The sequence below is a fragment of the Gephyromycinifex aptenodytis genome (assembly GCF_012277275.1).
Classification (GTDB): Bacteria; Actinomycetota; Actinomycetes; order Actinomycetales; family Dermatophilaceae; genus Gephyromycinifex; species Gephyromycinifex aptenodytis.
This window is the reverse complement of the sequence record NZ_CP051155.1, coordinates 1,843,113-1,855,138: the sequence shown is the minus strand read 5'-3', so window position 1 is coordinate 1,855,138 and position 12,026 is coordinate 1,843,113. Positions and strand designations below refer to the sequence as shown.

Here is a 12,026-nt window from a genome sequence, read left to right as displayed (position 1 = left end):
GGGGAGGAGCGCGGTAACCGGCAACCGGGCCACGGAAAGGCACCGATGTTCTCCACTATCACCCGTCCCGTACGGCGGGACCTCAATCTCGGCACAGCGACCGGGCGGCACCTGGTCGCTCTCGATATCGACGGCACGACCCTGCTGCACGACGGCACGCTGCGCCCCGCTGTCGCCCGGGGCATCAACGCAGTGCGCGAGGCGGGACATGAGGTGGTGATCGCCACCGGGCGTTCGCTGCTGGCCACACAGCCGGTGCTGGACCAGCTCGGGATCAGCCACGGTTACGCCGTGTGCTCCAACGGCGCGGTGACGATCCGACTCGACCCCGCGCTGCCGGAAGGTTTTCGCATCGTCGACCAGCGCACCTTCGACCCAGGCCCGGCCTTGGACGCCTTGCGTCAGCAATGGCCGACCGCAGTACTAGCAGTCGAGCGGGTGGGGATCGGTTTCGACGTCAACGCCCCGTTCCCGCCCGGGGAACTGGACGGCCGGGTCAACGTCTTGCCTTGGGAGGAACTGCGCCGCCGCCCAACCACGCGGGTGATCTTCTCCGACCCTTGCGGCGACGTCGATGAGTTCGCTGCGGCGGTGGAGCGGATCGGGCTGCACGGGGTGAACTACGCCGTGGGGTTCACTGCGTGGCTGGATGTGGCGCCGGAGGGCGTTTCCAAAGCCTCCGCGTTGGAGCAGGTACGAGGCCAGGTGGGGGTCTGCGCCCAGCGCACCGTGGCGGTCGGCGATCAACGCAACGACCTGGAGATGCTGGCCTGGGCGGCGTGCGGGGTGGCGATGGGCAACGCCCCGGACCGCGTGAAGGCAGCGGCTGACCTGGTCACCGGCCATGTGCAGGACGACGGACTGTTGTCCGTGTTGGCAGCTCTGCCGGCAGCAGGCTGAACCGCGCGACCGCGGCCGAGCTGCCTTGCTGGTAGCGGGGCCGGGCGGCGCTGCTCTTCTCGATTCGCATGACCCCCGTGACCTTTGCAGCAGCGAACGGGCCTTTGCCGAATGCAACCGCTCGTTCAGGACGCGTCACTGATTCGAGCAGGTTAATAGTTCAGGGCGCGTCTTGAACGAATGGGTTATCTTCAATCAATAGTGTGGCGGTCGTACGTCCTATTAAGAGTCACTCCTGAATAACTTAATCGCCCTGTCCGAGACTGGGACTCGCTTGGACGCAACGTTTTTTATCGACGTTAAGAAGTTCTGCCGAAATCGTCCATTCGGGCGATAGGAAATAAGGAGACTCCCAGGGGGGGCAAAGGTGCGGTCCGGAAAATGTTCAGGAAAGGAGAGGGCATGTCAGTGGTGCGCGGCAACAACCGAGGTGATGGGGCTGGCCTGCCAGCGGACCTCTACACCAACCACCTGTACCTGGCCAACTACCTGCGGGACTGGGGCGTGACGGTGGCGGCCGAAGCCCAGGGTGAGACCAACCCGCTGGAACGGGAGTACCTGCTGGGCTACACCCGCGCCCTGGTTGAGATGTCCGAACACCTCGCGAGCGGGGATGGGCTCCCCGGTGGGCCGCTGTATGCCCAGGTGGCCGCGCGCCTAGCGCGCGAACACATGCAAGCCTGACGCCCCACCTCCCGCGCACCCGCCGGTATGCCGTCTTCGCGTCACGAGATAATGCGCCCATGCCGGATCTGCAGATCACCAGCCCCGCCAACGCGCGTCTGCGTCACGTGGCCTCGTTGCGACGTCGCCGCGTCCGCGACGCCGAGGGCGTCACCCTCATCGACGGGTTCGCCGAGTTGTCCCTCGCGCTCGATGCGGGGTTGAGGCCGCAGACGCTCTACTGGTGCCCAGAGCTGCTCCGGCAACCTCAGAGCCAACAGCACCTTGTGGATCGGGTGCGAGAGCGCGGCAGCGAGATCGTCCACCTGTCCAGGTCTGCCTTCGAAAAGGTGGCCTATCGCGAGGGCCCGGACGGGGTGCTCGCGGTCGTCGCCTCCCCCCAGCGAACCCTGGATCAACTCGCCGTGACGGCGGGCCTGGTGCTCGTCTGCGAAGGCGTCGAGAAGCCGGGCAACCTCGGCGCCATGCTGCGAACCGCCGACGCGGCCGGCGTCGATGCCATGCTCGCTGCCGACCCGGTCACCGACTGGGGCAACCCCAACGTCGTCCGCGGCTCCAAAGGGACGGTGTTCTCGGTGCCGGTCGCTTCCTGCGATACGGCTGAAATGTTGGCTTGGGTCAAGACCAACGCCCTGACACTCGTGGCCACGACCCCCGACACCGACCTGGACTACGCGGATGTGGACTACACCGGGCCAGTCGCGATCGCGGTAGGCGCCGAGCAGACGGGTCTGTCCGAGGAGGTGCTCGCAGCAGCAACGCACCGGGTGCGGATTCCGATGGCGGGCGCGGCGGATTCACTGAACGTCTCCATCTCGGCGGCAGTCGTTCTCTACGAAGCGGTCCGCCAGCGGCGCCGTCGCTGAAGTCGAACGGCCGCACCGCGGACCTGTCGGGCGGCGGAACCGGTAGGGCGGGCCAGCTCCCGGTCAGCCGGCGATCAGCGGGGTGCGCCACGACTGCCAATGTGGACCTGACTAAGGTCCCGGTGGTCAGGTCAGGTGCTCAGAGCGCCCTTGCGGCTATGCCACGATGAGGTCATGCGAGTCGACCATGTGTCCTACGCGGCTGAGCACGATGGTGTGCGAGCCACCGCCGATCGTCTGGCGGAACAACTGGGTGTACGAGCTGTCAACGGTGGGGTTCACCCCAGCTTCGGCACCCGTAACGTCATCCTTCCGATGGCACACGAGCGGTACATCGAGGTCGTGGAGGTGCTGGATCACCCCGCGTCCGACAAAGCCCCCTTCGGTCAGGCCGTGCGGGCCTGCTCAGAGCGCGGCGGTGGCTGGCTGGGTTGGGTGGTCCGGGTGGACGACCTCGCCCCCTACGAGACGCGTCTGGGACGCAAGGCTGTCCCCGGATGGCGACGCTTCCCCGATTCGCGCGAATTGACCTGGCAGCAGCTCGGGGTCAACGGGCTCATCAACGATCCGCAGCTGCCGTTCTTCGTGTGCTTCGACGACATGAATCTGCACCCTTCGCGCGCTATCGTCGAAGTGCCCACGGTCTCCATCACGGGGCTCACCATCGCGGGCGACCCGACCCGGGTGCGGGAGTGGCTGGACCTGCCTGCGAACAGCACCTCGACCGTCATCGACTTCACGTTCGTTGCCCCGCACGGGACCGCCGGCCTGATGTCGGTCAGTTTCGAAACCCCGGACGGCATCGTCACCATCTGAGGTGCAGCGGCGACCCGCCGCGCAGACAACAACTGTGGGCCCGCTGGACGTCGAGTCCAGCGGGCCCACGGTCGTTCTCGAAAGCTCAGAGGTGGTCGGCGACCAACTGCGGCGCCAAGCCGATGTAACTCTGCGGGGTGAGCTCCAGCATCCGCGCCTCGACTTCGGCGGGCAGGCCGAGCCCGCGGACGAACTCACGCAGGTCCTCGCCGTTGATGCGGCGCCCGCGAGTGAGTTCCTTGAGGCGTTCGTAGGGGTTCTCCATCCCGGCGACGCCTTGCGCGCCCAGCGCGCGCATCGCGGACTGGATCGGCTCGCCGAGCACCTCCCAGTTGGCGTCGAGGTCGGCCGCCATCACCTCAGGCACGGCGTCCAGGCCGGCCAGCCCACGGGAGACGTTGTCGAGCGCGAGCAGGCTGTGCCCGATGGCCGTACCGACGTTGCGCTGCATCGAGGAGTCGGTCAGGTCGCGCTGGAGCCGCGACTGCACCAGCGTTGCGGACAACACATCCAACAGTGCGTTGCTCACCTCGAGGTTAGCTTCGGCGTTCTCGAACCGGATCGGGTTCACCTTGTGCGGCATGGTGCTGGAGCCGACGCTGCCCTGGCCGCGAACCTGGGCGAAATAGCCCATTGAGATGTAGGTCCAGACATCGGTGCACAGGTTGTGCAGGATCCGGTTGAACCGGGCCAGGTCGCTGTAGAGCTCGGCCTGCCAGTCGTGGCTTTCGATCTGGGTGGTCAACGGGTTCCAGGACAGGCCTAGCCGGTCGGTGACGAAGGTGCGGCTGATCGCCGGCCAGTTCGCCTCCGGTACCGCCGCCAGGTGCGCCCCGTAGGTGCCGGTGGCCCCGTTGAGTTTGCCCAGGTACTGGGTGCTGTCCACGCGGCGCAGCTGACGCCGCAGCCGGTAGGTCAACACGGCCAGTTCCTTGCCCAGGGTCGAGGGCGTGGCGGCTTGGCCGTGGGTGCGCGAGAGCAGCGGCACCGCTGCCAGCTCGTGGGCCATGGTGCTGAGTTGTTCCAGGAGGTCTTCGGCCTTGGGCATCCAGACGGTCTGGACCGCGCCCTTGACGAGCAGGGCGTAACAGAGGTTGTTGATGTCCTCGCTGGTGCAGCAGAAGTGGATGAGTTCGCTCAGTTGCGCGGCGTCCTGCCCAACGATGTCGGGCATCCGCGCCTTGAGGTAGTACTCCACCGCTTTCACGTCGTGCACGGTCTCGCGTTCGATCTGGGCCAGCTCGTCGATGGCCTGGGCGTCGAAGTCCGCGACGATGCCCCGCAACTTGGCGATCTCGGTCTCGGTGAGCTGGCGGACCCCCGGCACCACCTGGCTGTGGGTCAGGTGGATGAGCCACTCCACCTCGACGTGGATGCGTGCGCGGTTGAGCGCCGCTTCACTCAGATGATCGACCAGCGGAGCTACGACGCGGCGGTACCGCCCGTCCAGAGCACCGAGAGCGATGGGGGGTGTGATGTCAGCGAGGGAACCCATGCTCGGCATTCTCCCACCGCAGACCTCAGCGGCGGGCCAGCTCATCCTTGATGAAGGAAACGACACCGTCGGCTGCCGCCTCGACCTCGCGCAGACACCGACCGAAGGCGGCGTCGTCGCTGTAGTACGGGTCGTCCAGTTCCACGGCGCCCGATTCGGCGGCGTCCACGTCGAAGGAGCGCAACAGGTGCACATGCGCGGCGTCGTCTTCGGCCGGGCCCATCGCCTGGATGGCGCGCAGGTGGCCGCTGTCGGCGACGAGGATGAGGTCGCGCTGCCCGTACCACTCGCGCGCGAACTGCTTGGCGCGGTGCGCTGAACCGTCATAGCCGCGCGCCTGCAGTGCCGCTACCGTGCGCGGGTCGGCGCCGCGGCCCACATGCCAGTCCCCGGTGCCGGCCGAGTCGACGACGACCTGGTCGCCAAGACCAGCCTGTTCCAGGCGGGCACGCAACACGACCTCGCCCATGGGGGAGCGGCAGATGTTGCCGGAGCAGACGACGCAGACGGTATAGGGAGTAGCCATGAGACCAGTCTCGCCCATGGTGCGGGCGGCTGCGCCCGGCCGAAGAGGGCGAGCAGGGTGCCACCGGATAGCAGGTGCCAGGCGGCACCATCCGGTATGACTCCTGTGGACCCGCCTTCCGGCGCGGGCTAGCCGTCCTTTTCGGCCAGCGCCAGCACGTTCAACGCCATCTCACACAGGATGCGGGCCAGCCCGAGAGTGAGCAGCAGACGGACGCCTCCGACGAGCAGCGCACGCAGCAGGTCCAGCGCGATGGTCCCGAGCCCGACCCCACCCAAGGCGGTGAGCACATCGAGCACGAAGACCAGGACGGCGTAGGCAACGACCAGCCCGTACACCGCAGGCACCAACGAGCGGGTGCCGCGGGTGGCGAAACCGAACTCCAACAGCGAACTCAGGCCGCGGCGGCCGCCGGTAACGGTCAGGGCATCGTCATCCTTGGACGCCGACGCCTGCACGCCGGCACTTTCCCGGGGCGGCGCGGATCGCGGGGGCACGCTGGGGGTGGCCGGTGCGGGAGTCTCCGGGGCCCAGGTCGAGGACGGCGGGGCGCCAGCAGCACCGGACGAGGTGAGCGCAATGCTCTCGGTGGGCGCGCTCACCGCCCGAATACGCGGGATCGGGCCGGTCAGGTGAGGTCCCGGGGTGCCCCAACCGCTCGAAGGGGCATCGTCAATGACGTCCTCGGGCTCTACCCAACTCGTCGCAGGCGGGAAGCCGAAGGCAGCGCCGTCGCGGCCACCCGCGCGGTCGCGGTCGTCAGGTTCACAGGAACCGGCACTGTGGGACATGGAAGGGACCTCCTGGCTGATATCTGATCCACTGTCGCACAGGCGCGCGCGAGTGGGCGGCGCCTTTGCCCGGGTGGTGCGGTGTGATTTCGACCCCGCTGCTGGGTGACATCTGTCGCAATCGGCGCGTCCCGCAAGGACATCCGACTGGACGCGCGCCTACTGTGCAGCCGGTCTTCGACGGCAGCGCAGCGTTCGCCGGTGGGGTGCGGGCTGCGCTGCCGTCGCCGTGGCGGTCTGTCAGCCTACCCGGAGGAAGCGCCCACACCGGCCGGTGGCAGCGCTGCCGCCAGCCCACCGCTGGAGGGGCGCCGCCTGATGCTGAAAGGCCGCGCCAGGGCGCCGACAGCTCATCTGCCGTCACCTCGGCAGTGTGGCAGCGCGAACACCTGCCGCCGTCAGCGCCCCAGGGTCTGCACCGTGGCGCTGGTGAGGGCGGCTGCGGTGCGCTGGCGGAACCGGGAGTCGGCGAGCAGCCGGGCATCGGTGGGATGGCGCATGTTGCCCGCTTCCAACATGATCGCGGGCCTGGTTGAGAGGTTCAGGCCGGCAATGTCGGACCGGCGCGTGATGGCGCTGCGACCGCCGGTGTAGGTGGAGGTCGGCATGCCCGTGCGGGCGTAAGCGTCACGGGCCACCCCGGCGAAGGCCAGCGAACGGCGCTGGACTGCCTTCCCGCCAGCCATCCTGGTGGAGGTGATGATGTGGAAGCCCCGCGCGGTGCGGGCCGTGTTGCCGTCGGCGTGGATGGACAGCACCAGATCGGCTCGGGCGCGATTACCGATAGCGGCCCGTTCGTTCACGCACGGCCCGGTTCCGGTGTCATTGGGACGGGTCAGCACCACGGTCGCGCCGTGGGCGCGCAACTGGCGGGCCAGGCGCAGCGCCACATCGAAGGCGTACTCGTGCTCGGGTCCGTATCGGGAAGCAGTACCGGTGGTGTTGCATGCCTTACGAGTGCCGTTGCCCGCAGGCACCAGCCGCTTGATGATCCGGGGGGACTGTCGCCCGTTGTGGCCGGGGTCGATGACGATGACCCGCCCACGCAGTCGGGCAGAACCGGAACGGGAGGTCGGTGCCAGCCGCACTCCACCGGTGGAGGGAGCGGCCGTGGGCTGGGCGCGTGCGCGATCGGGTGAGGTTCGGGTGGACCCCTGCCCGGTGGCCACCTGCTGGACCCGCGTCTGATGGATGCTCGGCTGCTGGGTCTGCGCCACGCTCGGGGTGGCCGAGAACGCGGCACCCCCCAGCGTTAAGGAGACAAGAAGGGCACAAGCGGAATATCGAGACATCAATCCCCCAGGTCGATCACGGTGTCAGCTTCGGACAATCCTTCGCTGCGGTGTGTCACCAGGACAACGCTACGGCCATGACGGGCTTCCAGCAGATCACCCAATACGGCGACCGCGCTGGGATGGTCCAGGTGAGCGACCGGCTCGTCCAAGAGCAGCACAGGGCGCTCGGAGACCAGCGCCCGAGCCAGACCGAGCCGGGCACGTTCTCCACCTGAAACGCCGCGGCCATTCGCGCCGAGACGTTCATCCAGCCCGGTCGGCAGGGTCTCGAACCACGGACTGAGCCCGGCCAGGCGCAACGCGCGCAGAATCGCTTCGTCCGGGGCTGCCGGACTGGCCAGTCGCAGGTTCTCACGCACGGTGGAGGCGAAGACGTGAGTTTCGTCATCGACGATGGCCAGTTGAGTACGCACCGCAGCCGGCGGGGTGGCCAGCGCGTCGACATCACCCACCCGGTAGGTTCCGGTGCGCGGATCCAGGTGCCGGGCCAATACCGCGAGCAGCGTCGACTTGCCGCAACCGTTGGGACCGATGATCCCTACGAATGAACCGGGGGTGACATCCAGGTCAGCCAGGTGCACCGCCGGGCGGGTCCGGTCCCAGGAGGCGCTCAACTCTCGGGTCACCACGGCCGGCGGCTGCGCGGCGGCGAGGACCGGCGACGTGCCCGGTTCGGGGGCGGGTACATCAGCGTCGGCCACGGCAGGTTCTTGAGCCAGCAAGGCGTCCAACCGGCGGGCGCTGCCTTGGGCCCGGGCCAGCGCGCCGACGGCGTCCGGGACCCCCGAGACCACTTCGCCCAACGCGATAGGGGTGAGCACCAGCAGCGCAGCCAACGGTGTGGCCATGCCTGCAGCAACCCACGGCTGGACGACGAAGGCCATGGCCACGGCATGTGCGGCCGCGACCAGCGGAGACAGGCCTACCCCGAGCGCCCGACCCCAGGCCTGCCGGGTGAGAGCGCGTTGCAGCTTGACCTGAGCATCAGCCAGCCAGCCCAACGCCTGATCACTGGCACCGATCGCGGCGAGGTCATGGCCCTGGCTGCCCAGCAGCGTCGACAACTCCCCGACGCGAGCCCGGGCGGTCACCACGTCCTGCTGCCAGCGCAGCTCCAGGCGCCAATCCAGCACACCGACCAGCAGCGCGAAGCAGACGGCCGACAGGATGACCAGGCCGGAGTGGATAAGGATGATCGAATCCAGAACTGCCGCAGCGATCCCGGCCACCAGCAGGGCCACGATCGGCACCGCCACGCGCACCTGGGCGTTGGCGAGGTCGTCCAGGTCATCCACGACACCCGCGAGCAGATCCCCGCGACTGCGCCGTCCCAGCCGCGCCGGGGTGAGCGGCACCAACCGGTCGTAGGTCAACGCGCGCTGTTCGGCCAGGAACGCCAGTGCCGCGTCGTGGCTGCGGATCCGCTCCACGTAGCGCAGTAGCGGCCGGGCCACCCCGAAAGCACGCACCAGAACGATCACGGCCATCAAGGTGAGGATCTGCGGGCGGAACGAAGCCGCCACGATCAGCCAGCCTGAAGAGGCGGTGAGGGCAACCCCGGAGGTCAACGCGAGCCCGCCGATGAGCGCCGCCGTGGGGATGCCGGGAATGAGCAGTCGGGTGCGACGGGTCCGGCCGGAGCGGATGCGGTCGGGATTGCTCTTCATTGTGCGCTCCGGGGGCGAATCAGGACCAGGACGCCTGCGCCGAGGGCGCCCGCGCCCAGACGCCGCACGGCGCGACGGGTCAGGTCCGGGCGAGTTCGGCCGGGCACGCCGCGGACCTGCTGGAATCGAATCATTGCCCACCTCGCACGGCTTGCGGGACGACCTCGATGACACGTTCGGCCAAGGTGGCCAGATGCTCGCGGTGGCTGACCGCCACCACGATGCGGTCCCGGGCCAGCTCTGCGATGACTCGCCCGATCAGCTCTTCGGAGAGCGGGTCCAGGTGTGCGGTGGGTTCATCCAGCAGGATGAGCGGGGCGCTCGACAGCAGCGCCCGCGCCAGCGCCAGCCGCGCTCGCTGCCCCGCCGAAGCGCCGAAGCCGTCATCCCCCAGAGGAGTGTCCAGACCCTGGGGCAGTTCGGCCACCAGGTAGCCCAGCCCCACCCGCTCCAGGGCCGCCATCATCGCGGCGTCGTCGAGGGTGGCTCGGCCCGCTGCGTCGAGGTTGCCCAGCGCAAGATTTTCCCGCACGCTCGTCGGCGCCAGGAACGGACGCTGGGTGACCAGGTGCGCCCGCGGCGCGGACACTCGACCGGTGCTGGGGCGGCGCAGCCCGGCGAGTAGGTCCAGGATCGTCGTCTTGCCGGCGCCGGAAGGTCCGGCAAGGACCGTCAGGCCGGTGCTCAGGTGCAGATTCAGGTCTTCGATGACGGGGGGCAGGTCTGGTTCGTAGCGGTAGCTGAGCGCTTCGACGCGCACCGATGCAGCCTCAGACTGTCCGGTTGCCGTTTCGGTCGCGGGTGTCGCGGGTGCGACTGCCGCCGCGATCGCCTCCAGTGCGGCCGCGCCATCGGCGGCGTTGTGAAACTCGGCGCCGACGCGCCTGATCGGCCAGTACGCCTCGGGGGCGAGCAGGATGAGGGTCAGGGCGATCGGTAGCTCCATCCGGCCTTGAGCCAGCGCGATGCCGGTCCAGACGGCCACGATGGCGACCGAGATCGTGGCCAGGAACTCCAACGCCGCCGAGCTGAGGAAGGCCAGCCGCAGCGTCTCTACCGTGGCGATCCGATGCTCGTCACTGACCTTGCGAATCGTGGAGCTCTGTCGGTGGGCGCGCCCGTAATCCACCAGGGTCGGCAGACCCTTCATCACATCGAGGAAGTGCCCGGACAGCGCGTCCAGGGCCTTCCAGCGTCGCGCGGTGGCATCGGCGGTGGTGGCGCCGATGAGTGCAGCGAACAGCGGCAGCAGCGGCAGCGTCAAGACCGGGATAAGAGCGGTCTGCCAGTCGAGCATCGCCATCGCCAGGACGGCCGCCAGCGGCAGGACCCCGGCCGCGATGAGCGCGGGTAGGTACCGGGCGACATAGGGCTCGACGCTGGTGGCGCCCTGACTCATCAACGTCAGCGCCTGCCCGGGCTCGCCACGCGAATCCGCGTCGCGGTGCAGGTACTCCTTGGCCAGGGCGTGCCGCAGTTCGGTGGACACCTCAGCTCCTGCGCGCGCCCCGACGACCTCGGTGGCGGCCCCGGCCAGGCCGCGCAGCGCGAACGTCGCCAGCAGCCACAGCATGGGGGCGCTTAGCGGTTGGGACCGGACCAAGGCGACGACCAAGGCCGAGACCGCGAATGCTTGGGCGATGGCGGCCAGCCCGGATAACCCGGCCAGCAGCGCCAACGCCAGCAGAGCCCCTCGCGAGGCAGGTGCCAGGCGCAGCAGACGTGCGTCGAACGGTCTCATCTGACCAGTTCACCATGCGCGCCAGGCCCGGGCGTAAAAGGAAGCGTCCATGCGGTCAGCACGACGCGGGCAGACACAACACGGGGGCTTCCGGTGAACCGGAAGCCCCCGTGGGCGGAACTGACAACAGCCATCAAGCCTCGACGCGCTCGGGCGCCGAGCTGACACCGGGGATGTGCTTGGTGGTGAGGCGCTTGCGGAACATCCAGTACGTCCAGCCCTGGTAGGCAACGACGATCGGGGTGAACACCAGTGCCGCGCCGGTCATGATTTTCAGCGTCAGCGCGCTGTTGGCGGCGTAGAAGCCGTGATCCTTGGCGATGGTCAACGTCGCGTTCGGGTCCGCCGTCGAAGGCATGACGTCGGGGAACAGCGCGGTGAACAAGGCTGCGACTGCCGCCAGGATGGTGATGAAGGTGCCGACGAAGGCCCAGCCTTCACGTCCGACGTGGTTGGCAGCCAGTGCCGCCAGCAGCGTTACTGCGGCGACGCCGGACAGGATCCATGAGCCCGTGTTGCCCCGGAGCAGGTTCGTCCACACCAGGAAGACCACCGCGAACAGGGCTGCGACGGCGCCGAGCTTGGTCGCCAAGGCGCGAGCGTCGTGGCGGATGTCGCCGTCGGTCTTCAGCGCCAGGAAGATCGCGCCGTGGGTCAGGAAGAGGAACAGCGTGGTCAGGCCGCCGACCAGCGCGAAGGGGTTGAGCAGCGAGAAGAAGCTGCCGGCGAACTCAACGCCCTGCCCCAGCTCGTTCTCGCGGATGCGCAACGGGGTGCCGCGGACGATGTTGCCGAAGGCCACACCCCACAGCAGCGCGGGGATGAACGAGCCGAAGACGATCATCTTGTCCCAGCCGGAACGCCAGGCCGCCGTTTCGCCCTTGCCGCGGTACTCGAAGCCGAGCACGCGCACGATGAGGGCGACCAGGATGAGCAGAAGGGCCAGGTAGAAGCCGTCGAACAGGGTGGCGTACCACTCGCGGAAGGCCGCGAAGGTCGCGCCGCCCGCCGTCAGCAGCCACACTTCGTTGCCGTCCCAGTGCGGCCCGATCGCGGTGAGCATGACGCGCTTGCGACGCTCGGTGTCCGCGACGCCGGCCGCCCCGTCCAGACGGCTCTTGCCCAGCACCGGCAAGAGCATGCCGACCCCGAAGTCGAAGCCCTCGAGGCAGAAATAGCCGATCCATAGGACAGCGATGAGGATGAACCAGAGAACTGCGAGATCCATGATGTAGTCCGCCTCGC

General features: G+C 68.5%; 11 protein-coding genes. 4 read left to right on the top strand and 7 right to left on the bottom strand.

The window, feature by feature from the left end; all coding sequences use genetic code 11:
* The first annotated feature begins 45 nt into the window (after nt 1-45).
* From G9V96_RS08100 to G9V96_RS08085, 4 genes are all read left to right on the top strand, one after another.
* On the top strand, nt 46-900 hold the full coding sequence (locus G9V96_RS08100) for an HAD family hydrolase (RefSeq protein ID WP_168582574.1): 855 nt from the start codon (nt 46-48) through the stop codon (nt 898-900).
* Between the two features lie 402 nt (nt 901-1,302).
* Nucleotides 1,303-1,584, top strand: coding sequence for a hypothetical protein (locus tag G9V96_RS08095; protein ID WP_168582573.1), 282 nt, complete (start codon nt 1,303-1,305; stop codon nt 1,582-1,584).
* Between the two features lie 59 nt (nt 1,585-1,643).
* Nucleotides 1,644-2,450 carry a TrmH family RNA methyltransferase gene (locus G9V96_RS08090; protein ID WP_168582572.1) on the top strand — a complete coding sequence of 269 codons (807 nt, stop codon included), beginning with the start codon at nt 1,644-1,646 and terminating at the stop codon, nt 2,448-2,450.
* Between the two features lie 174 nt (nt 2,451-2,624).
* Nucleotides 2,625-3,266, top strand: a complete 642-nt coding sequence (locus G9V96_RS08085) for a VOC family protein (protein ID WP_168582571.1) — start codon at nt 2,625-2,627, stop codon at nt 3,264-3,266.
* An 85-nt stretch (nt 3,267-3,351) separates the two neighbouring features.
* Here the strand turns inward: G9V96_RS08085 and purB are convergent, their stop codons facing one another.
* From purB to cydB, 7 genes are all read right to left on the bottom strand, one after another.
* A complete protein-coding gene (purB, locus tag G9V96_RS08080; RefSeq protein WP_168582570.1) occupies nt 3,352-4,761 on the bottom strand; it encodes an adenylosuccinate lyase in 1,410 nt (469 codons plus the stop codon).
* Nucleotides 4,762-4,786: 25 nt separating this feature from the next.
* Nucleotides 4,787-5,287 (bottom strand): low molecular weight protein-tyrosine-phosphatase, encoded by a 501-nt coding sequence (locus tag G9V96_RS08075; protein WP_168582569.1) that lies wholly within the window; start codon nt 5,285-5,287, stop codon nt 4,787-4,789.
* Between the two features lie 128 nt (nt 5,288-5,415).
* Nucleotides 5,416-6,078 carry a DUF4282 domain-containing protein gene (locus G9V96_RS08070; protein WP_168582568.1) on the bottom strand — a complete coding sequence of 221 codons (663 nt, stop codon included), beginning with the start codon at nt 6,076-6,078 and terminating at the stop codon, nt 5,416-5,418.
* A gap of 398 nt (nt 6,079-6,476) precedes the next feature.
* Nucleotides 6,477-7,370, bottom strand: a complete 894-nt coding sequence (locus G9V96_RS08065) for an N-acetylmuramoyl-L-alanine amidase (RefSeq protein WP_168582567.1) — start codon at nt 7,368-7,370, stop codon at nt 6,477-6,479.
* On the bottom strand, nt 7,370-9,040 hold the full coding sequence (cydC, locus tag G9V96_RS08060) for a thiol reductant ABC exporter subunit CydC (protein ID WP_168582566.1): 1,671 nt from the start codon (nt 9,038-9,040) through the stop codon (nt 7,370-7,372). Before cydC ends, G9V96_RS08065 begins: the two co-directional genes overlap by 1 nt.
* 130 nt (nt 9,041-9,170) lie before the next feature.
* Nucleotides 9,171-10,781: a thiol reductant ABC exporter subunit CydD gene (gene cydD / locus G9V96_RS08055; protein WP_168582565.1), complete on the bottom strand. Its 1,611-nt coding sequence runs from the start codon at nt 10,779-10,781 to the stop codon at nt 9,171-9,173.
* Between the two features lie 133 nt (nt 10,782-10,914).
* A complete protein-coding gene (cydB, locus tag G9V96_RS08050; protein WP_168582564.1) occupies nt 10,915-12,009 on the bottom strand; it encodes a cytochrome d ubiquinol oxidase subunit II in 1,095 nt (364 codons plus the stop codon).
* Between the last annotated feature and the right edge of the window lie 17 nt (nt 12,010-12,026).